We start from the raw sequence: 20695 nt of genomic DNA, 5'->3' as shown, positions 1-20695 counted from the left end.
GCGCTTACCCGGCCTACAGATACTACAGGATCAGGGGCGGTAAAACGGCTTATCGCCCAAAATTGTCGCCCGCTGCATAATCCGGCGCTGCGGCAGATAGTCCGCATTGGCATAATGCTGCGTCACGCGGTTATCCCAGATCGCCAGATCGTTTTCCTGCCAGCGCCAGCGCACCTGAAACTCCGGCTTGGTGATATGCGCGAACAGGAAACCTAACAGCGCCTCACTCTCTTTTTCCGTCACGTCCACGATGCGCGTGGTGAACCCTTCGTTGACGAACAGCGCCTGCTTGCCCGTCACCGGATGGGTCCGCACCACCGGGTGCAGCAGCGGAGGATGTTTCGCCACCGCCTCCTGCCAGCGCTGATGCTCCTCTTCCGTTTTACGGTACTTGTACTCCTGGAACGATTTTTTGAAGTCGTGCTCCGCCCGTAGCCCGCTCAGGAGCACCCGGAGCGGTGCGGAAAGCGCCTCATATGCCGCAATCCCGCTGGCCCACAGCGTATCCCCGCCCGTCTCCGGCAGCCGTTTCGCCGCCAGAATCGCCCCGGCGGGAGGCGTCTCGATAAAGGTCACGTCGGTGTGCCAGTTGTCGTTATCCGGTGGGTTATCGTTGTGGGTGTCGAGGACGATAATCTCCTCCACCCCTTCCGCATGCGGATAGACCGGGTGGATATGCAGATCGCCAAACCGCAGGGCCAGCGCGCGCTGCTGCTGCGGGGTGATCGCCTGTTCGCGCAGGAACACCACCTGATGACGCAGCACCGCGTGGTACAGCTGCTCGAACTGGTTATCGCTCAGCGGACGGGTCACATCCAGGCCCGATACCTGTGCGCCAATGTACGGCCCCAGCGGGGTAATGGTCAGACGTTCACTCATTGTATTTCTCCATGCCAGGGCGTCAGGCGGCGCTGTAACGCGCGCAGCCCCAGTTCTAATCCGAAGGCGATCGCGGCAATGACCGCAATCCCTGCCAGCACCACGTCAGTCGCCAGGAACTCACCCGCCGACTGCACCATAAACCCTAACCCTCGCGTGGCGGCAATCAGCTCAGCCGCCACCAGCGTGGACCAGCCCACGCCGAGGCCGATGCGCAGCCCGGTTAAAATCTCCGGCAGTGCGCCCGGTAAAATCACGAACAGCAGCACCTGCGTGCGGCTGGCTCCCAGCGACTGCGCCGCGCGGATCCGCACCTGCTGGGCGCTCTTCACGCCCGCCAGCGCCGACATGGCAACCGGGGCGAAAATCGCCAGATAAATCAGCAGGATTTTTGACGTTTCACCGATGCCGAACCAGATCACCATCAGCGGCAGATAGGCAAGCGGCGGGACCGGGCGGTAAAGCTCAATCAGCGGGTCGAGGATGCCTCGCACCGTCGGGCTCAGCCCCATCGCAATCCCCACGGGAATGCCGATAATCACCGCCGCCAGCAGCGCCACCAGAATGCGCGCCAGGCTGGCACCTAAGTGCTGCCAGAGCGTGGCATCCATAAAGCCCTGCGGCCCGGCGATGGTAATGAGTTTGGCCAGCACCTGTCCCGGCGGCGGCAGAAACAGCGGGCTGACCCACTGCAGGGCAGCAACTGCCCACCACACCGCCAGCAGCATCAGCAGCGTACCGACGCTCAACGTGATTTGACGTGAGAAAGGCCAGCGCAGCGCCAGACGCGTGCGGCGCGTTTTTTCACTGAAGACGATGCTCATGAGAAGGCCTCCCGCTGTTCAAACACGCGGCTTAAAACGTACTCACGCTGTTCGATAAACAGCGGATCGGATTTGATGCTGCGTACGGGTTCCCCCGCGACGTAGCGGCGGGCGAAATCCAGCGGCAAACGCTCCAGTACGCGGCCCGGCCCCGGCGAGAGCAGCACCAGCTCGGTGGCCATAAACACCGCCTCTTCGATATCGTGGGTAATCAACAGCACCTGCTTGCCCGTCTCATGCCACAGGCGCAGCAGCAGGGTTTGCATCTGCTCGCGGGTGAAGGCATCCAGCGCCCCGAACGGCTCGTCCAGCAGCAACAGCTGCGGATTCGCGGCCAGCGCGCGGGCAATCCCGACACGCTGCCGTTGGCCGCCGGAAAGCTGCCAGATATAGCGTTTTTCCGCGCCTTCCAGCCCCACTTTTTTCAGCATCGCCCGCGCGGTTTCCAGCCGCTGTTCACGATGGATGCCCGCAAGCTGCAGCCCAAACGCCACGTTTTCCTGCACGTTGCGCCAGGGGAGCAGGCCTTCATTCTGGAAGACCACGCCGCGCTCGGCGCCGGGGCCCTCCACCTTTTTGCCTTCCAGTTGAATGGTGCCATGCTGATAAGGGACAAACCCGGCGATGAGATTCAGCAGCGTGGTTTTTCCGCACCCGGACGGCCCCAGCACAACCAGCAGCTCACCGTTGTCCAGCGTCAGGTTGATGTCCTGTAAGGCGGGTTTACCACCGTAATCGGCAGACAGATTTGTAATATTCAGCATGACGAACTCCTTATTTCACAAAACGATCGGTCACGTACTGGCTGTAATCCGCCGCTACCGCGGGCACTTTGCCCTGCTCCTTCAGGAAGGTGGCGGTATCCACAATCGCTTTGTTTACCGGCCCGGTCAGCTGCTGCACCTGCTGCGCGGGCGTCAGATAGGTATTGCCCTTCACCAGCCCCGGCACGTCCGCTTCCGGCACGCCGCTCAGGCGGGAGAGTTTTTCCAGGTTGGCGGGCTGCTTCAGCCATTCATCCGGGTTACTGATGTACGGCTGCTGGGCGTCAATCGCGCTTTTCGCGAAGGCTTTCACCACCTCAGGATGTTTCTCGGCGAAGTCTTTGCGCACGACCCACACGTCGAGGGTCGGCGCGCCCCACTGGCCCACTTTTTCGGAGTCGGTCAGCACGGTGCCGTCTTTTTCCAGCTCGTTCACCGCAGGCGCCCACACATAGGCCCCGTCAATGTCGCCGCGCTGCCAGGCCGCGATAATCGCCGGCGGCTGGAGGTTGATGATTTGAACCTGACCCGGCTTGATGCCCCAGTGTTTCAGCGCCGCCAGCAGGCTGTAGTGGGTGGTGGAGATAAACGGCACGGCGATGCGTTTGCCGATCAGGTCTTCCGGTTTGGTGATGTTTTTCTTCACCACCAGCGCTTCAGAGTTACCGAGCTGCGAGGCGAGCAGGAACACCTCAATCGGCACCTGCTGGCTGGCCGCAACCGCCAGCGGGCTGGAACCGATATTGCCGATCTGCACGTCGCCGGAGGCTAACGCACGCACCACGGACGCGCCGCTGTCGAACTTGCGCCAGTCGACCTTCGCGCCGCTCTCTTTGGCAAAGGTGTTATCCGCCTGCGCGACTTTCGCCGGTTCCGCAGAAGTTTGATACGCGACGGTGACGTCCACCGCCTGCGCCTGAAATGCCCACAGCGCCAGTGCGCCGAGTAGTGTGATTCGCGATGAAATTGCCATAGTGCCTGCTCCCCTTGTTGTTATGAGGGCAGTATTTCCAACGCGGGAATTTTGATAAAGGAATAAAAATGAATCGCTCATAACGATTCGTTTTTAGATAAAAAGCGGGAAAGGATAGTTGGTTTTGTGCGTTTGTTTATGCCGGGTGGCGCTGCGCTTATCCGGCCTACACATTGTGCGATCCGTAGGCCGGGTAAGGCGCAGCCGCCACCCGGCAAAAAACTCAGCGCTTCGCGTTAAGCTCAGCAATATCCTTCGGCGTGGTGCGACAGCAGCCACCAATCAGCTTCGCTCCGGCGTCCAGCCACTGGGGCAGATAGCCCGCCAGCGTCTCGCACGCTTCGCCGTGGTGGTGCCAGGTTTTGGTCACCGCATCATAATGCTCGCCTGAGTTCGGGTAGACCACCAGCGGCAGCGACGTCAGGCTCTGCAGGTGCTTAAGCGCCGCCGTGGTATTTTCCAGCGCGATGCAGTTAATGCCCAGCGCGACGATATGCGGAGAGTCGGCCAGCACGCTGACCACGTCACGCAGCGGCGTGCCGTCGCTCAGGTGCTCGCTATCCCGCAGGGTAAAGGAGAACCACGCCCGGGCGCGGGGATACACGGCCAGAAGGGCCGCCAGCGCCTTAATCTCGGCAAAAGACGGCAGCGTTTCGCAGGCCAGCAGGTCAGCGCCCGCATCCAGCAGCGCTTCCACGCGCGGGCGGTGGAAGGCAGTAAACTCCTCAGCGCTGCGCACGTAGTCACCGCGATACTCTGAGCCATCCGCCAGATAGGCACCATACGGCCCAACGGAGCCCGCCACCAGCAGCGTGCCCGCATGCGGGTTTTCGGCCAGATACGCTTCACGCGCCTTTCGCGCCAGCTCCACGCTTCTGCCAATTAGCGTTCGGGACTGCGCCTCGTCCAGGCCGCGCGCCGCAAAGCCCGCAGGCGTGGCCTGGTAACTGGCGGTGATCGCCACCTGCGCGCCCGCGCGGTAGTAATCAAGGTGCACTTCACGGATAAGCTCCGGGTTTTCCATCAGCACTTTGGCAGACCAGAGGCTGTCTGCCAGGTTACAGCCGCGCGCTTCCAGCTCCGTCGCCATCGCGCCATCCAGCACCACAAACGGCTGCTTTTCAAGGAGGGCGGTAAGCGGATTATTCTGCGACATGTTCAGGCTCCTGCGATGTCATATTTCGGGTCAGGTAGTAGGCACCATAACACAGGGCGACAAACGGGATCCCGCAATAAAGGGCAATGCGCTGGCTTGGGTCAAACCACAGGCCGACGCAGGCCACCACGCAGAGGATAAAACCGAGCACCGGCACCAGCGGATACCACGGCGCGCGGTACTGCAGCGCAGAGAGCGGCTGGCCGGACTGCAGATGGCGACGACGGAAGACGAAGTGCGACGCACAGATGCTGATCCAGACGGCTACCACCGCAAAGCCAGAAATCGCCGAGAGCGCGACAAATACCGTGTCCGGTGCCACGACGCTTGAGAACAGCGCCAGCACGCCGCCGAGCATAGAAACCGAGAGCGCCGTCAGCGGCACGCCGTTTTTGTTCACGCGGGCAAAGCAGCGCGGGAGCGTTTTCTCGTTAGAGAGCGACCACAGCATGCGCCCGGAGGCGTACAGCCCGGAGTTCGCCGCCGAAAGGATCGCCGTCAGGATCACGAAGTTAAAAATATCCGCCGCGTAAGGAATACCGACCTTTTCAAACACCAGCACGAACGGGCTCTTTTCCACGCCCGCCTGCTGCATCGGGATCAGCGCCGCCAGCACAAACACGGTGCCGATAAAGAAGATGATCAGGCGCGCAATGGTAGTGCGGATCGCGACCGGAATCACCTTGTGCGGATTTTCAGTTTCCCCCGCCGCAATACCGATGAGTTCGGTCCCGGAGAAGGCAAAGTTCACCGCCACCATGGTCATCAGGATCGGCAGGCCGCCGTGCGGGAACCAGCCCTCGGCGGTGATGTTGCTTAAGCCCGGCGCGGGGGAACCGTCCTGCATCGGGATAAAGCCAAAGACCGCCGCGCCGCCAAGAATAATAAAGGCGATGATGGTGATGACCTTCACCAGGGAGAACCAGAACTCACCTTCCGCAAAGAAGCGCGTGGAAATGACGTTCAGGCCAAAAATCACCACGCAGAAGACCACGCACCACGCCCAGACGGGCACCTGCGGGAACCAGTACTGCATGCAGAAGCCCGCGGCGGTAAAGCTCGAACCGAGCGCCACCGTCCAGGTGAGCCAGTAGAGCCACGCCACGGTGTAGCCCGTCGCCGGGCCAAGATAACGCGCGGCATAGACGTGGAACGCGCCGGTTTCCGGCATCGCCACGGAGAGTTCGCCCAGACACTGCATCACCAGCCAGACCACCAGCGCACCTATGAGGTACGCCAGCAGCGTGCCCGCCGCCCCGGTCGTGGAAATGATGTAGCCGGTATTGAAGAATAACCCTGTCCCAATCACGCCACCCAGCGAGAGCATGATCAGGTGGCGTGTTTTCATGGTGCGCTTAAGCTGCCCATTTTCTTGTTGTGTTTGCATATTACCTTCTATACGTATGGACATCTAAACATCCAAAGAAGGTGTGTTATACCGCGATTGTTAATAAAAAGCTAGATGACCAGACGCAAACGGGCGCGCCGCGCGCTGAGTCTGGGGTGGGTTGTGAGGATCACATAGAGAATCGGACGCCAGGCCATAAGCACCTCCGCAAGCAGATACTTACAGCATGGTGCGGGAAAAGTCGATCTTCGGTCAGTCGAAAGTGGTATCCGTAAAGCGCGAAGTCATACCGTAACACTCCCCGTAGGACGGGTAAGGCGCAGCCGCCACCCGGCGCAAGGTTGGTAATTCTCACAATCAGTTCTATAGTCGTCACAGTTTCTAAGTAACCAGGACTGACTGATGCGCTTTAACGGACTGACTAAAGGTTTCTTTATTTTCATTCTCGCCCTTGTGACCTGGGCCTTCTTCGACGTGCTGTCGCCCTACTTCTCCGCGATACTGTGGGCCGCCATTCTGACCGTTATCTTCAATCCGGTAAAAAACAAGCTGCGCGCCGCGCTGGGGGATCGCAACGGGCTGGCCTCGCTGTTGACCATCGGTATTATCTGTCTGATCGTCTTTATTCCGCTGATGGTGATCCTCTCCTCGCTCGCCATTGAGCTGAACGTGGTTTACACCAAACTGCAGGAGAACAATACCCAGTTCCCGGAAGTGGTGGCGAGCATCTTCAACCACCTGCCTGACTGGGCCAGCGGCTTCCTCGCGGATCACAACCTGACCAACGCGGCGCAGATCCAGAAAAAACTCTCCGACGTCGCGCTGCAGGGCGGACAGTATCTGGCGGGCAGCGCGTTCCTGATCGGCAAAGGCACGTTTGGCTTTGCGATTAGCTTCGGCATCATGCTGTATCTGCTGTTCTTCCTGCTGAAAGACGGCCCGTATCTGGTACGCCAGATCCTCGACTCCCTGCCCCTGTCCGATTTTGCCAAGCAGCATCTGTTCGCCAAATTCGTCGGCGTGTCGCGCGCCACGGTAAAAGGGACGGCGGCGGTGGCCGTTGTTCAGGGCATCCTCGGCGGGATTGCCTTTGCCATTGCCGGTATCGACGGCAGCGTGCTCTGGGGCGCACTGATGGCGTTCCTTTCCCTCGTGCCCGCCATCGGCTCGGCGATTGTCTGGGTGCCTGCAGCTATCTTCCTGTTCGCCACGCACCAGATCTGGCAGGGGCTGTTTATTGTCGGCTTCTTCGTGATCGTCGTCGGGCTGGTGGACAACATCCTGCGCCCGCTGCTGGTGGGGAAAGACACCAAAATGCCGGACTACCTGATTCTGATCTCCACCCTCGGCGGCATGGAGCTGTACGGCATTAACGGCTTTGTGATTGGGCCGCTCATCGCCGCGCTGTTTATCGCCTGCTGGAACCTCTTCTCCGGACGCGATCACGAAGGTAACGCCGAAGAGCTGGACGCGGATTTCATCGAAGAAGGAAAAAATCCTCCAGATTTGTAAGGACGTGACGATAAAGACCACACCAGGCGGCGCCGTGCCGCCTTTTTTTTCGCCTTAAATCAGACGTTTTCTATAATTTGAAGAACGCCATCCTACTCATGTCGTAAAAGGATCATCTGGTGCGAATCGCGACGATAACAAACTGGGCCTATGGGGCCACGGTCTGCCTGACCATCGCCTCCGGCATCATCATGCTGATGGCGTCCAGTGCGGATACCCTCGAGCGTCAGGCCGTTGAACAACGGCAGAAATTTGATCAGCTGACGGAAGATATCGAAACCGATATCTGGGCGCAGTCTGATTTAGCGCGGCTGTACGCCATTAAAAAAGATCCTCAGGTGCTCAAGGAATATAACCAGACAGAAAACAGCCTGAAGCGCATCGAGCTTCGGCTGGAAAAGCTGCAGGATAACGGCGCATCGGATGAAGAACTGGCCCTGCTGCATGAAGGAATAAAGATCGTCGATGAGCTGCAGGACGAGCAGCAAACCGCCCTCGAAAGCCTGGAACGCGGTGAAGACGCCCAGGCCGTAGCCTTGCTCTATGGCCAGCCCTATGAGCAGGAGCTTGAGCGCGCGCAGAATCAGCTCGATCACTTCCGCCAGATACTCGACAAGCGCGTCATCGCAGCCGTTCAGGAGGCGACCAAAAAATCGAAAGCGCTGCGTACCGCCTCTGAGCTGACGGTCGGCCTGACCGCCCTGCTGTTCCTGTTTGTGCTCGGCTTTATATTAAAACGCCGCGTGCTGCGCCCCGTGGTCCGCCTGAGCGACGTGGTGCACCGCCTGGCATCCCAGGATTACGCGGTTGAAACGCCCAATTTCAACCAGATCGATGAGATAGGCGATATGGCTCAGGCCATCAGCATCTTCCGTGAAAACGGCCTGGCGCGTCAGCGTCTGGAAAAAGAGCGCGATGCCGACTGGGCCATCCGCGAGCTGCTGGCGCGCATGACCCAGCGGCTGCAGGGGTGTGAGAACTTTAACGATGTGATTAACGTGGCGGAGCTGTTTGCCCCCAATATCGCGCCGGGGATCGCGGGCCGGCTCTACGTCCTTGACCGCGAGCCGTGGCAGATGCGCTGCGTCGCGCAATGGCTTTCGCCGGTGGGTGAAGAGACGACGTTCCACCCGGACGAGTGCTGGGCCGTGCGTCGCGGGCAGAGTCACCCGCCGGTGAACGGCGAGCCGGATATTGCCTGCTACCATCTTCCGGCATCCCAGGCGGAAAGCGCGCTTTGCGTGCCGCTTATCGCTCAGGGTGAGGCCATTGGCCTGCTCTCCTTCCAGAATATTACAGCGGACAATGCACCTTCCCGCGCGTATCTGGAGCTGATGGCCGAGGCGCTCGGGCTGGCGCTGGCCAACCAGCGTCTGCGCGACGCGTTGCTGGAAAAAGCGTTGTTTGACCCGCTCACCGGCCTGCGTAACCGTCATCATCTGGAAGATACGCTGCAAACCCAAACGGCACAGGCGATACGCACCAGCGTGCCGTTAAGCTGCATGATGATTGATATCGACCACTTCAAGAGCATTAATGACCGTTTCGGCCATGAAGCGGGCGATCTGGTGATCAAAAGCGTGGCGTCAATTGTTCAGCGCGCCGCACATGACAACGGGCTGGCATTCCGCTACGGGGGCGAGGAGTTTCTGGTGCTGCTTTCAGGTGCCGATGAAGCAGAAGCGTACGCCTGCGCGCAGAAGATTTACACCGGCGTGCATGAGCTGTCGCTTCGCTACGGGCTGACCGAGATTGGGCCGGTGGACGTGTCGATTGGGATTGCCAGCTACCCGCAACATGCCCAGACCGACAACCTGCTGCGCGCTGCGGATGTGGCGCTATACCGGGCAAAAGAGCTGGGACGGGCGCGGATTGTGAGTTTTGGGATGCTGGAGGCGGGGTGACGCTGATTCTCGCGCCCTGACTTTCCCCCGGTTCAGGCGCGCGTGATAGCCCAGAGCACGACAATCCCCAGGGCATTGCTCCGCTTTTCCACATACAGGGTGGTATCGGAATAAACGTTCCCCTGAGGGTTACAGATGCGGATCTCCTTCTTTAATTCCGGCTCGTAGACTTCCGCACCCGAGCAGGTGTGGCGGGTACTGGACTCATACCGGTAAGGTTTGCTCCAGGCCGAATAGTCCCCCTCCAGCAGCCAGGCCGTTGTAAAGACCGCGAACATGGCAACCGGCAGGCTGCAAATAAAGAAGCCGAGGTAGATTTTGACCGCGTCAGCAAGGCGCTTACCTTTCAGTCTCCCCTTTCTGATGAAATAGACCATCGGCACCAGCGCCAGCAGCAACGCCCCACAGGCAAGGTACTGCTCCCCGCGGATCGAAAGGTATGTCACGCGGTAAATGTTGACTGACCAGACCACAAAAGCCGATATCAGTGCTATCCCGCCCGCGATGAGAGGGATCCAAAAGGAAAAACGCGCTTTTTTCATGGTGGACTCGTCCTTGTCATTCTTGTCGGGTCAGAAGGTCAATCATTGCCCGGGTGGCTGCTGTGTATGACCGGATACATAGGTGACAGATCAGACCGGGAACATAGGTAACACTTTTAGTCTATCCGGAGCACACTCTGGGTTTTTCGGTCGTAGTACGCAAGCGTTTTTATGCCGCTTGCGTCTCGATCTTTCAAGGATTAGTCGCGCGTCACCTCAGTAATCAATATCGACAAGCCATTCATGTCATGACTTTTTTTAGCCATCTCACGGTATTTGGTTGGGGAGAGTCCATATTGGTTTGAGAACGCTCTGCTGAAGGTAGACGGCTCTTCATAGCCTAGCATTGTAAATATATGTGAAACAGAGAGCTGCGTGTGTCTGAGCATATGCGCGGCTTTTTCAAGTTTCCGGCTGCGGATATAGAGACCTATACTTATGCCACACTCCTGGCGAAAGTTTCGTTGAATATAAGCCAATGAATAACCGGATTTTCGCGCCACATCCAGAACGGTAATGGGTCTGTATAAATTCGAGTCAATCCAGTGAGTCAGGGACTTAATTACAGTTTCACGATCTTTTAAGAGAGTAAACTTTATACACATAAGTATCCACGAAATTTTATTTACAAGAAGGCCGCTGGCAATGTCATCCAATGACAATTGAAAATAATATTTCCAAAAAGAAAAAATCACCCTAATAATAGGGTGAGAGAATGCTTACTGTATTTTAATGAGATGTCTTTGCAACATCCTCATTTTGTTCAGGACCATACAACTTCATAAACGCATTAACGGAGGCCTGCGCTTTCATGACAATTTCACTTTCGTCAGGCTGATCCTTTCGTGCTTTTAAAAGCAAGGGTTCAAGGATACCGGCCTGGAGAAGAGAGCGAAAATACTCAGCGGCCAGCACTGGGTCATCTTTTCTTAAAATATTTTGATTCATTAAATCGGTGAAAAGCGCCGATACGTTTGAACGAAGTTTTTGCATTCGTTCATAATACAACTCTCCAATTCCCGACCTTCCGGCTTCGGAAATCATTAATCTTTGCAAGTCCACAATATCCGGTGAACAAATATAGCGTAAAAAGGCAACGGCAAATTGCTCGATGACCAGCTGTGGTGATTTTCTGAAAAGGCGCACCTGCCCTGCAGTTTCAATAGTCATGCTCTTAATATACTGTTCTGTTTCAGAAGACATGCATTCTACAAATAGCTCTTCTTTCGAAGAAAAGTGACTGTAAATTGTCGATTTTGAGCCACCCACAATCGCGTTGATCTCAGAGATAGACGTAGCATCAAATCCTTTTTGTCGAAACAGCCCGGATGCAACGTCCAGAATCTGTTGCCGTTTAAGCGCTCTTTTATCCATATGTTTCCTCGGTAGTTTAGGTATTTGGCCGCTCGCCAACACTTTTTGTTATCTGATTTCGGAATCACGTCTGTGAGTAGGGTTCGTAATCGTACCGACGAGTACATTTTTATTTGACGGCGCTCAGAAGTCAAGATATAAATCGTACCGTACTGTACGGTACTGCATTTGGACTACTTGATGAACAGCATGATGAGCGTACTGATGAAAGGTTTTCAGGAGGCACTCCCGAGGTGTCGTATTTCCGGTTCAACCCGGTCCAGGATAGTGATGGGCTGTGTTGTCTTTTCCGCCATCAGCCTGAGCGGATGCGCCATGATCCCCGATCTCGGCACCCCACCGCCTATGAAGACGGTCACACAACTTAAAAGCGATCAGAGTTTCCCACATCAGAACGGCCAGTGGCCGAAAGATGACTGGTGGAAAAAATACGGTGATGAGCAGCTCAACGGACTGATTGATGACGCGCTCAAAAATTCCCCTACGCTTAACATCGCCGACGCTCGCGTGAAGCAAGCGCAGGCGATGACCCAAAGCGCGAGCGGATCGCTTTTCCCCGAGGTCACCGCTAACGCCAGCTTTATGCGGGACAAAATGAGTTACAACTATGTGACGCCTGAAAGCGCAACACCCCAAAACTGGAACAGCTATGGGCGCACCACGCTGGATATGAGCTGGGAAATTGATTTTTGGGGTAAAAACCGCGCGGCGCTCGCGGCTGCAACGTCAGGTGAAATGGCGGCAGTCGCGGAAAAAGCGCAAACAAGACTGGTGCTGTCTTCGTCTGTTGTTACCGTTTACGCGGAGCTGGCGCATTTATACACCGTTCGCGAAACGCTTAACGATACCCTGACGATACGAACCAGTACGCTTGCGTTGTTCCAGCAACGGCATGACGCGGGGCTGGAAGATTTATCCAGCCTTCAACAGGTTGAGACGCGTCAACTCAACGCAAAAGCAAACCTGGTGGCAATAGATGAAGCGATTGCGATCAAAAAACATGCCCTCGCCGCATTGATCGGTGACGGGCCTGACAGGGCGCTGGCCATAACCGCGCCTAAGGCAACGCTTTTAGCGCATGAGGACCTTCCTCCCAATATTGCGTTGGATCTGATTGGTCGCCGTCCCGATATTGTCGCGGCACGTTTACGCGCAGAGGCGGCAGCAGAGAAAATCAAACAGAAAAAAGCCGGTTTTTACCCGAGCGTTAATCTGGTTGCCTTTGCCGGATTCCAGTCATTGGGTATTAACAACCTTACCCGAAGTGGCTCAGCAATTGGCAGCTTTGGCCCGGCAATATCGTTGCCCATATTTAATACGCAACAGCTACAGGGTGATTTGAAATACGCCAGCGGTGAATATGACATTGCGGTGAATGTATATAACGACACGTTAACGAATGCACTTCGTGAAGTGAGCGATGCGCTCACCAGCAGAGCCTCTCTTAAAGACGAGATGCTGTATTCTCAGGCGGCAGTCGCGTCAGCAGAAAAAGCGTATTCGCTCACCAGACAAAGGTATGAAGGAAAAGTTGCTGATTATCTTGACGTCTTATCCTCGGAAGACGAGCTGGTCGCTGCCCGCAGAAAATTAGCCGACGTTAATTCTCGTGCCTTTACGATTGACGTCGCATTAGCGCGCGCATTAGGCGGCGGATATACCTCGAGCAAACAGTGATTATTTAACACCAGGTTAATAACTAAATAGTGGAAAGAAAGGAAATAAAATGAGTCATTCTGCAGCGATTGAAAATCAAAATATTGAATCATCCGATATCAAAAAGAAAAAGAGAAAACGTTTGTTCTCCTGTCTTGCAGTGAGTATTGCGCTTGCTGGTGCAGGCTCTTTTGCCTGGTGGGAATTCGTCGGTTCCCGGTATGTTGAAACCGATAACGCCTATACCGATGTCGAATCAGCCCAACTCTCTTCTGCCGTTACCGGTACGGTAAGCGCCATCCTGGTCACGGATTCCCAGGTGGTAAAAAAAGGCGATGTTCTGATCCAGCTGGATCCCACCGACGCGCAGCTAGCCCTTAATCAGGCGGAAGCAGACCTGAACCTGTCCATTCGGCGAGTAAATGGATATAAGGCCACTGATACAAAGCTCGGCGCAGAAGTTGTGGCTAATGAAAAAGAGCAAAAACGCCTGCTGGCCCAGGTTGATGCCGCAAACGCTGACTTCCAGCGCGCGACGGTTGACCTCAAACGACGCGAGGCGCTCATGCAGACAGGCGCGATTTCAGGCGACGAGCTGACGCGCATTCAAAACGTTTATGCTTCCGCTCTGGCAAACCTGAATGCCGCTAAAGCCGCCGTGGCGCAAGCAGATGCAGCAAAACAGGCGGCGGTGGGTGCAAGACAAGCGAATGCCGTTCTGATTGAGAACGCAGATACCGAGACCAACCCTGAAGTTGTCCTTGCCAGAGCGAAGCGCGATCAGGCCAGACTGGATCTGGAAAGAACCGTAATCCGTTCGCCAGTCGATGGCGTAGTTGCTCGTCGCCAGGTCGAGCTTGGGCAACGTGTACAACCTTCCACACCGTTATTGTCCGTGGTGCCAGTACAGCAAATTCACGTCAATGCCAACTTCAAGGAGGTTCAACTCCAGCATGTGAAAGTGGGACAGAAAGTGGAGCTGGTTAGCGATCTGTATGGCGATAACGTGCTTTTCCATGGAACGGTAGAAGGCTTTGATGGCGGAACCGGCGCAGCGTTTTCAGTTATTCCTGCGCAGAACGCAACGGGTAACTGGATTAAGGTTGTTCAGCGTTTACCCGTACGCATCAAACTCAATGCTGACGAACTTGCAGCACATCCGCTGCGGGTTGGGCTGTCCATGAAAGCGACAGTTAATTTAAAAAGTGAATAACGGAAACCGGGCTATGTCTACATTCGTTATCGATAACCAGCCTCCTTCGCTGAAGGGCGGTATGTTATGGGTGGGTGCCCTGGTTCTTGCAATGGCGAACTTTTTAGCCGTGCTCAACATGACCATTGCAAACGTCACTCAACCCAATATGGCTGGTGCCCTGGGCGCAGGCACCAGCCAGGGCACCTGGATCATCACGGCCTATGCCGTTGCTGAAGCCATTACGGTACCGCTTTCAGGATGGTTAACCACACGGTTTGGCGGCGTGCGCGTTTTCTCCATTTCCGTGTTCATGTTCGGTATTTTTTCATTGCTTTGTGGCCTTTCCACTTCGCTGGGAATGCTGCTGCTGATGCGAGTTTTTCAGGGCATGGCAGGAGGCCCCCTGATGGCCTTATCACAAACGTTACTGCTGCGTATTTTCCCGAAAGAAAAATCCATGCAGGCGACGGGACTATGGGCAATGACCACGTTGCTGGCGCCCGTTATTGGTCCCGTTCTCGGTGGATGGATTTGCGATCATTACAGCTGGTCGTGGGTATTTATCATCAACGTTCCAATGGCCATCGCTTTTTCAGTCGTGGCGTGGTCAGTATTGAAAATCTTCGAAGATGAGCTGGTTAATAACGCTATTGATATCGTTGGGTTTGTTTTACTGGTTATCTGGGTTGGCGCACTGCAAATCATGCTGGATGAAGGGAAAGACCTTGACTGGTTTGCCTCAGAAGAAATATGGGTTCTGGCGATTGTGGCCTGCATAGGTTTTTTGAGTTTCTGTATCTGGGAACTGACCGCTGACCATCCGATTGTCGATATCAGCGTGTTTCGCCATCGCGGTTTCTCGGCCAGTATGTTTGTGCTCGCGCTTGCGTTTGGGTGTTTTTTTGGTCTGAATGTCCTGACGCCTTTGTGGTTACAATATAACTTAGGGTATACAACAACATGGGCCGGGATTGTGGTGGCCTGGGGTGGCCTTCTGCAGGTGGTCTTTTCTCCGGTTGCCGCTAACCTCTCCAACAGAATCGATCCGCGCATTCTTATCTTCTTTGGCTGCGCCTGGCTCGGTCTCGATACCTTCTGGCGCGCCTATGCGACGACCGATATGGACTACTGGTCCATCTGTGTCCCCTTGTTATTCATGGGGGTGGGAATGCCGTTGTACTATGTCCCGATTACGGGCCTTGCAATGGGCTCGGTAGATGAAGCGGAAATGCCCTCGGCAGCCGGGTTAATGAACTTTGTTCGAACGTTATCAGGCGCGTTTGCCACATCGCTGGTGACGACGTCATGGCAAGACCAGCGCTATATTGCGCATGACAGGCTGGCGTCCGTCGTTGACCCGACAGGCGATCTTTCACAGTACATCAACTCGGCGCCTCAGCAAGGTGGGCAGTTTGTTAGGGAGCTTTTTGACAAGATGGTTAACAGCCAAAGCATGATGCTTTCTACGAATAATCTGATGATGTCGATAGGCGTCATATTCTTTATCGCTGCTTTTGCTATTGCTTTAGCACCGAAACCCTCTCGCGTTGTTGATGCCGCATCTGTAGGACATTAATCGTTATTCAGCACAGGGATGTGGGCGTCAAATAAAAGAGAAAATTTGATGGATGAAAAACCAGGACTTTCTGTACAGAAAAAGCGGTGCTTAATATCAGAAATATATTTTTCAATATATAAAAAAGTGGACGCTTCCCAGTGGAAGAAGCGTCCTAAATCAGGCAATTATTCAGACACAGATTGAAACCGTTGACTGACGATCTCATCGATAATATCGCATACTCCCTTCTGTTCATTATTTACATTTTCTGCCATCGCCTACCTGTTTCGCCACTCTTTATCGCTGGGTCACCGACTCGGTCACAACTTCCGACACGATGAGTAAACCGGTCTTTTTTGCAGCGGAAAGGTTTAAACTTTTCGTGATATTCTTTCTTTACGCCCCTTAGTTCCTATACTCGAGCCATATTCGCCACTGTATTAACAGCTGCCACGCGCAATACGTTGCGCATGACAGGTGAAGATATTTTGTTCTGGAAAAACGTCTATGTCGAAACTGGATTTGAGGTCCAAAAAAACCTGGGGCGCGCTGGCAGCGATCGCCGTTGTCGCCGGTACGCTGGCATCTGCTTTTGCATGGACGGCGGGCTGGCTTGGGTCACGCACGGTCAGCCAGGCACTGGTGGGTGAAACACCGAAACCCTTCCCACCGGGTTTTCGTCGCGCGCATGGAAAAGGCATCTGCTTTGCCGGCACCTTTACGCCAAACGGCTCGGCGGATTCCCTTTCAACCTCCCGCCTCTTCTCGCAGCAGGAAGTGCCCGTGGTGGGCCGATTCTCTATTGGTACTGGCGATCCCCATGCCCCGGATAGTACGACCAAAACCCTGAGCATGGCGCTGCTGCTGAAGACAGATGACAAGCAACAATGGCGGATGGCGATGAACAACGAGCCTTTCTTCGCCACGCACAGCCCGGAAGGTTTTCTGGCCTTGCGAAAAGCCACGGCCGTTGATGCGTCCACCGGGAAACCGGATCCGCAGCGTCTCAAAGACTTTTTAAAAGCGTACCCGGAGGCGGAGAAATACCTTAAATGGGCGGCACAAAAACCCGCCCCCGGCAGCTTCGCGGGCGCGACGTTTTACAGCATTAACGCCTTTTACCTTGTGAACGCGCAGGGGGAACGTCAAGCCGTTCGCTGGATGATGCGTCCGCACGAGCCTTTCCTGTCGATAAGCGATGAGCAACGACAGAAAGCCGATGATAACTTCCTGTTCGAAAACCTGCGTCAGCGCCTGGCGCAGAAGCCACTCTACTGGGATTACGTTTTGCAGCTCGCACAGCCGGGCGATCCGGTGGATGACCCTTCCCAGCCATGGCCGGACGATCGCAAAAAGAGGGTGGCCGGTACGCTGGAAGTGACGCGCGTCGAAGCACAATCCACAGGCGCGTGCCGCGACGTTAACTTTGACCCTTCTGTCGTTCCTGCAGGCGTTGCGGTGTCTGACGATCCCATCTTAAACGCCCGTTCCGCTGCCTACTCCCACTCTTTCAGCCGTCGTGAGCGGGAAATCGGCTACGGCAAGGCCACCGAAGCCGTGCAAAAGCAGGAGGTAAAATGAGCTCAAATAAAGATAGGCGAGAGCACGCGCCGCAGCATTTCAATACCCTGGCGCGAAGCCTGCACTGGCTGATGGCGGTGATGATCCTGGCCATGCTTTTCATCGGTGCCGCGATGATGACGTCGTTACATCACCGGATTTGGTTAATCGATCTGCACCGGCCGCTGGGTATCGCCATTTTACTGCTGGCACTGGTGCGTCTGGTCAACCGACTTCTGAGCCGGACGCCCCCACTTCCTGCCGATTTGCCCGTCTGGCAGGTGCTTGCCGCAAAGGCATCACACTGGATGCTGTATGGGTTAATGCTGGCAATGCCGCTGCTGGGCTGGGCGCAGCTGTCGGCAGCGGGCCTGCCGATTGTGATGTTTGATGGCGTCAACCTGCCGGCGATTGTCCCGACCAGTCCAGCACTGTATGCCTGGTGTCACGACGCCCACAGCCTTCTGGCAAAATTGCTTTTTGCCGTGGTGCTGGTCCATCTTTCTGCCGCACTGGTTCACGCGTGGATCTACCGGGACGCAGTGTTTGCCAGCATGGCGAAAGGGGGTAAGCCGGTGTCAGCCATCCGGGAGGACCTGAAGTAAGGCAAGCGGTAGGGGACACGCACTGTCGGAATGTTCGTGTCCTCGCTTGTCATCATCCTGAAACAACGGACACAACCGGAGCAGGTATTTGGTCTCCAGATTCGCGCGTCAATACGCCACGAACACCCCACAATTGTCTTAAAAGATAATATCCCTCAATTAAAGCGATTATTTTTTAATCAACAGAGCATTTATGCCGGCAATTTTAGCTTTTATCAAAAAGTTAAGCGTCGCTTGAGTATCAAACACCCTGTTACCCACACCACCTAACTCATTGATTTAATTGAAATCACATCAATAAAAACGATAAAACCCCTGACTTCCCAACAAAATATATCAACTCGTGTGATATCTAAATTATAATTCTTATACTTCTGTTAAAAGGTGGAGGTCAAAATGCGATTAACCCTACTGCTGTTATGCTGTCTGGTACAGAGTGTAACCTGGGCTGGCGACCTGCCAAAACCAGTTGGTAAACCCATTTTAACGATTTCCGGTAATATAGAAAATACCAATGAAAATGGAAAAGCAGTGTTTGATCTCGCCAGCCTTGAAAAACTGGGTGTCGTGAGTTTCGAGACAACCTCCCCCTGGTATAACGGTCGTACGAAGTTTGAGGGTGTCCCAATGAGCAAGCTCATGGATTATGTGGGTGCAAAAGGTACGAACGTGAATGTTATTGCGCTCAATGATTACTCAACCATCATCCCTCTCAGCGACTTTAAAAAATACAACGCCATCCTTGCCTTAAAGGTCAATGGCGAATATATGCGCATCCGCGATAAAGGCCCATCGTTCATTGTATACCCCTATGACAGTCTTCCTGAGTTGAATAATCAGATTTATTACTCACGATCAGCATGGCAGGTAAGCAAAATGAAGATTGAGTAGTCGTTCAGGAGAACATAATGAACAGGATACTGGTTGGTATCATTTTTTCTCTTTTTATCACGACAGGATATATTGCATACCTTGTTTATGATCGTCAGCAAGAATTGCAAAAACTGACTCAATACACTGAGTCCTGGTCCGTGGCACAACTGGTATCAGAGTATTACCGTTTTGAATCATGGCTTGGTCTATACGCAACCGATACCGATGACGTTACGATAGACCAGGTCCGCATGCGTCTCGAAATTATGCTCAGTCAGGGCGATTTAATGAAGGGGGGCGATTTAGGTCGCTACATTGACAGCGATAAAACGCATCAGGAACTCGCTTTACGCTTAGAAAACATACTGGCCTATCTGGATAGCCATCTTGAAAATATGAGCCACCCGGCGTTGAAAGCATACCTGACAAATATGCATGAACTCGATGCACCGCTAAGCCAGCTTTCTGCCACGGCATTAACAAAAGATATTAACACAGTTAACGAATCCAATAAGAAAATACAGATACTGTATTATATCTACTCGGCACTTTCATTGCTCCTGGTAATTTTAAGCTTTATTCTCGGCTTCTTAATGATCTACCAGAATAAAAACATCCTGAAAGCACATATGCAGGTTAAAAGCCTGGCTGACGAACTTCAAATTTCAAAAGAAAAGCTGCAAATTCAGAACTCGAAGCTGGAGTATGATGTTTATCATGACTCCCTCACCGGCATGAAAAACCGACTTTTCTTCTGGGACGATCTCAACAAAATTAATCTTCAGGCAGATAAAAACCACGTCCCCGTCACCGTAATGTTATTTGATTTAGACCGTTTCAAAGAGGTCAACGATACCTATGGCCATGATACGGGAGATTTGCTGCTGAATCAGGTATCCCGACGGCTGACCTCAATGAGCAGCGCAACGGATACGTTTTACCGCTTGGGCGGCGATGAATTCGCCCTTCTCTCCAGCGGACTCACGGAAACCGCCGCCGTTTCGCGCGCCAAAGAAATCAGCGATCATATCAGCCAGCCTTATACGATTAATAACCAGCTGATAAAAATTGCCACCTGCGTAGGTATCGTTTTATCAGATAATGAACGACGCTCTGATTATCTATACAAATTTGCCGATCTGGCCCTTTACGAAGCGAAAAAAGAAGGTTCGCAGCAGATCAAAATCTTCCGTCAGTGGATGCTGCAAAGACTGCAGGAAAGCAGAACCCTTGAACATGATATGGCTCTGGCGATCGATCACAATGAATTCGTTGTGTATTATCAGCCTATTGTCGATTCATTCAGCAATGAAATTTACGGCTATGAAGCGCTTATTCGCTGGATACACCCGGTGAAAGGGATACTCGCGCCAGATTATTTTATTTCCGTCGCTGAAAAAACGGGAATGATCAATGAGATCGGCAAGTCGGTGCTTGAGATGGCCTGCCGGGAAGCGGTGTCCTGGGCGGTGCCGGCCAGGATCTCGGTGAACGTCTCCCCCGTTCAGCTAGGCACGAAATCGTTTACCGCGATGGTGCAGTCCATCCTGAAAGAGACAGGGCTACCGGCCAGCCGACTTGAGCTAGAGGTAACAGAGTCTTCGCTCTTCAGTGACAGCAACATGCCGATCACTATTCTCAAAAAACTCCGGGCGCTGGGTGTCAAAATTTCCATCGACGATTTCGGAACGGGATATTCCTCGCTCTCACGACTGAGTGAACTGAATTTTGATAAAATTAAGATAGATAAATCCTTTGTGAATCCGATATCCACGCAGGATGATGCCCTTAATATCGTTAAGTTAATTACCGGCATGGCGAAGAGCCTCAACATGCGGGTCATTGCAGAGGGTGTTGAAACCGAAGCGCAGCTTGAACGGCTTCAGGCGCTTGGCTGCGATCTCGTGCAGGGATACCTGTTCGGAAAGCCCCAGGCTGAGATTGACAGGAAGATTAGATACGGTTGAAATGG

General features: G+C 54.3%; 18 protein-coding genes. 9 read left to right on the top strand and 9 right to left on the bottom strand.

The genetic code is table 11. The features are described 5' to 3' along the window. Positions 1 to 30 precede the first annotated feature (30 nt). From tauD to mmuP, 6 genes are all read right to left on the bottom strand, one after another. Positions 31 to 879 carry a taurine dioxygenase gene (gene tauD, locus ACHH0Z_RS12310; protein WP_045408014.1) on the bottom strand — a complete coding sequence of 283 codons (849 nt, stop codon included), beginning with the start codon at positions 877 to 879 and terminating at the stop codon, positions 31 to 33. Then, entirely contained in the window at positions 876 to 1703 is an 828-nt protein-coding gene (gene tauC / locus ACHH0Z_RS12305; protein ID WP_045408016.1) for a taurine ABC transporter permease TauC, read from the bottom strand. Before tauC ends, tauD begins: the two co-directional genes overlap by 4 nt. Next, positions 1700 to 2467, bottom strand: coding sequence for a taurine ABC transporter ATP-binding subunit (gene tauB / locus ACHH0Z_RS12300; RefSeq protein WP_045408019.1), 768 nt, complete (start codon positions 2465 to 2467; stop codon positions 1700 to 1702). Before tauB ends, tauC begins: the two co-directional genes overlap by 4 nt. Before the next feature lie 10 nt (positions 2468 to 2477). Continuing rightward, on the bottom strand, positions 2478 to 3440 hold the full coding sequence (gene tauA, locus ACHH0Z_RS12295) for a taurine ABC transporter substrate-binding protein (RefSeq protein ID WP_023293188.1): 963 nt from the start codon (positions 3438 to 3440) through the stop codon (positions 2478 to 2480). 223 nt (positions 3441 to 3663) lie between these two features. Then, positions 3664 to 4596: a homocysteine S-methyltransferase gene (gene mmuM / locus ACHH0Z_RS12290; protein WP_045408022.1), complete on the bottom strand. Its 933-nt coding sequence runs from the start codon at positions 4594 to 4596 to the stop codon at positions 3664 to 3666. Then, on the bottom strand, positions 4583 to 5983 hold the full coding sequence (gene mmuP, locus ACHH0Z_RS12285; protein WP_008503244.1) for an S-methylmethionine permease: 1401 nt from the start codon (positions 5981 to 5983) through the stop codon (positions 4583 to 4585). The genes mmuM and mmuP overlap by 14 nt, the downstream gene beginning before the upstream one ends. Before the next feature lie 363 nt (positions 5984 to 6346). Between mmuP and ACHH0Z_RS12280 the strand changes: the two genes are divergently transcribed. Together ACHH0Z_RS12280 and ACHH0Z_RS12275 are read left to right on the top strand one after the other, a co-directional pair. Beyond that, positions 6347 to 7456 carry an AI-2E family transporter gene (locus ACHH0Z_RS12280; RefSeq protein ID WP_008503245.1) on the top strand — a complete coding sequence of 370 codons (1110 nt, stop codon included), beginning with the start codon at positions 6347 to 6349 and terminating at the stop codon, positions 7454 to 7456. Positions 7457 to 7575: 119 nt separating this feature from the next. Next, entirely contained in the window at positions 7576 to 9360 is a 1785-nt protein-coding gene (locus ACHH0Z_RS12275; protein WP_045408024.1) for a diguanylate cyclase, read from the top strand. A 32-nt stretch (positions 9361 to 9392) separates the two neighbouring features. On the opposite strand, the gene ACHH0Z_RS12270 is transcribed toward ACHH0Z_RS12275, so the two are convergent. From ACHH0Z_RS12270 to ACHH0Z_RS12260, 3 genes are all read right to left on the bottom strand, one after another. Further along, complete coding sequence (locus ACHH0Z_RS12270; protein WP_025912602.1) at positions 9393 to 9902, bottom strand: hypothetical protein; 510 nt, start codon at positions 9900 to 9902, stop codon at positions 9393 to 9395. A 200-nt stretch (positions 9903 to 10102) separates the two neighbouring features. Further along, positions 10103 to 10507: an AraC family transcriptional regulator gene (locus ACHH0Z_RS12265; RefSeq protein WP_045408027.1), complete on the bottom strand. Its 405-nt coding sequence runs from the start codon at positions 10505 to 10507 to the stop codon at positions 10103 to 10105. Positions 10508 to 10631: 124 nt separating this feature from the next. Then, positions 10632 to 11276 (bottom strand): TetR/AcrR family transcriptional regulator, encoded by a 645-nt coding sequence (locus ACHH0Z_RS12260; RefSeq protein ID WP_023343460.1) that lies wholly within the window; start codon positions 11274 to 11276, stop codon positions 10632 to 10634. 180 nt (positions 11277 to 11456) lie between these two features. Here ACHH0Z_RS12260 and ACHH0Z_RS12255 point away from each other — a divergent pair, with 180 nt between their 5' ends. From ACHH0Z_RS12255 to ACHH0Z_RS12225, 7 genes are all read left to right on the top strand, one after another. Then, positions 11457 to 12953, top strand: a complete 1497-nt coding sequence (locus ACHH0Z_RS12255; protein WP_100122021.1) for an efflux transporter outer membrane subunit — start codon at positions 11457 to 11459, stop codon at positions 12951 to 12953. A 49-nt stretch (positions 12954 to 13002) separates the two neighbouring features. Then, positions 13003 to 14145: an HlyD family efflux transporter periplasmic adaptor subunit gene (locus tag ACHH0Z_RS12250; RefSeq protein ID WP_021241698.1), complete on the top strand. Its 1143-nt coding sequence runs from the start codon at positions 13003 to 13005 to the stop codon at positions 14143 to 14145. Between the two features lie 13 nt (positions 14146 to 14158). Then, the gene (locus ACHH0Z_RS12245; protein WP_023326755.1) at positions 14159 to 15703 is read left to right on the top strand and encodes a DHA2 family efflux MFS transporter permease subunit; all 1545 of its coding nucleotides are present in this window, start codon (positions 14159 to 14161) and stop codon (positions 15701 to 15703) included. A 489-nt stretch (positions 15704 to 16192) separates the two neighbouring features. Then, entirely contained in the window at positions 16193 to 17266 is a 1074-nt protein-coding gene (locus ACHH0Z_RS12240; protein ID WP_045408030.1) for a catalase family peroxidase, read from the top strand. Then, positions 17263 to 17850 carry a cytochrome b gene (locus tag ACHH0Z_RS12235; protein ID WP_045408033.1) on the top strand — a complete coding sequence of 196 codons (588 nt, stop codon included), beginning with the start codon at positions 17263 to 17265 and terminating at the stop codon, positions 17848 to 17850. The genes ACHH0Z_RS12240 and ACHH0Z_RS12235 overlap by 4 nt, the downstream gene beginning before the upstream one ends. A gap of 396 nt (positions 17851 to 18246) precedes the next feature. Next, positions 18247 to 18741 (top strand): molybdopterin-dependent oxidoreductase, encoded by a 495-nt coding sequence (locus ACHH0Z_RS12230; protein WP_008503255.1) that lies wholly within the window; start codon positions 18247 to 18249, stop codon positions 18739 to 18741. 17 nt (positions 18742 to 18758) lie between these two features. Further along, complete coding sequence (locus ACHH0Z_RS12225; RefSeq protein ID WP_045408037.1) at positions 18759 to 20690, top strand: bifunctional diguanylate cyclase/phosphodiesterase; 1932 nt, start codon at positions 18759 to 18761, stop codon at positions 20688 to 20690. Positions 20691 to 20695 lie beyond the last annotated feature (5 nt).

This window comes from Enterobacter cloacae complex sp. 2024EL-00227 (assembly GCF_043945315.1).
In the GTDB taxonomy this organism is placed as follows: Bacteria; Pseudomonadota; Gammaproteobacteria; order Enterobacterales; family Enterobacteriaceae; genus Enterobacter; species Enterobacter roggenkampii.
Note: the sequence above shows the minus strand (reverse complement) of the source record. Positions and strands in the feature narration are given on the sequence as shown.

Coding starts and splice junctions, on each gene's coding strand:
- ACHH0Z_RS12245 (WP_023326755.1), top strand. CDS start 14,159: ATGTCTACATTCGTTATCGATAACCAGCCTCCTTCGCTGAAGGGCGGT.
- ACHH0Z_RS12235 (WP_045408033.1), top strand. CDS start 17,263: ATGAGCTCAAATAAAGATAGGCGAGAGCACGCGCCGCAGCATTTCAAT.
- ACHH0Z_RS12280 (WP_008503245.1), top strand. CDS start 6,347: ATGCGCTTTAACGGACTGACTAAAGGTTTCTTTATTTTCATTCTCGCC.
- ACHH0Z_RS12240 (WP_045408030.1), top strand. CDS start 16,193: ATGTCGAAACTGGATTTGAGGTCCAAAAAAACCTGGGGCGCGCTGGCA.
- tauD (WP_045408014.1), bottom strand. CDS start 879: ATGAGTGAACGTCTGACCATTACCCCGCTGGGGCCGTACATTGGCGCA.
- tauA (WP_023293188.1), bottom strand. CDS start 3,440: ATGGCAATTTCATCGCGAATCACACTACTCGGCGCACTGGCGCTGTGG.
- tauB (WP_045408019.1), bottom strand. CDS start 2,467: ATGCTGAATATTACAAATCTGTCTGCCGATTACGGTGGTAAACCCGCC.
- mmuM (WP_045408022.1), bottom strand. CDS start 4,596: ATGTCGCAGAATAATCCGCTTACCGCCCTCCTTGAAAAGCAGCCGTTT.
- ACHH0Z_RS12260 (WP_023343460.1), bottom strand. CDS start 11,276: ATGGATAAAAGAGCGCTTAAACGGCAACAGATTCTGGACGTTGCATCC.
- ACHH0Z_RS12230 (WP_008503255.1), top strand. CDS start 18,247: ATGCGATTAACCCTACTGCTGTTATGCTGTCTGGTACAGAGTGTAACC.
- mmuP (WP_008503244.1), bottom strand. CDS start 5,983: ATGCAAACACAACAAGAAAATGGGCAGCTTAAGCGCACCATGAAAACA.
- tauC (WP_045408016.1), bottom strand. CDS start 1,703: ATGAGCATCGTCTTCAGTGAAAAAACGCGCCGCACGCGTCTGGCGCTG.
- ACHH0Z_RS12265 (WP_045408027.1), bottom strand. CDS start 10,507: ATGTGTATAAAGTTTACTCTCTTAAAAGATCGTGAAACTGTAATTAAG.
- ACHH0Z_RS12270 (WP_025912602.1), bottom strand. CDS start 9,902: ATGAAAAAAGCGCGTTTTTCCTTTTGGATCCCTCTCATCGCGGGCGGG.
- ACHH0Z_RS12225 (WP_045408037.1), top strand. CDS start 18,759: ATGAACAGGATACTGGTTGGTATCATTTTTTCTCTTTTTATCACGACA.
- ACHH0Z_RS12255 (WP_100122021.1), top strand. CDS start 11,457: ATGAACAGCATGATGAGCGTACTGATGAAAGGTTTTCAGGAGGCACTC.
- ACHH0Z_RS12250 (WP_021241698.1), top strand. CDS start 13,003: ATGAGTCATTCTGCAGCGATTGAAAATCAAAATATTGAATCATCCGAT.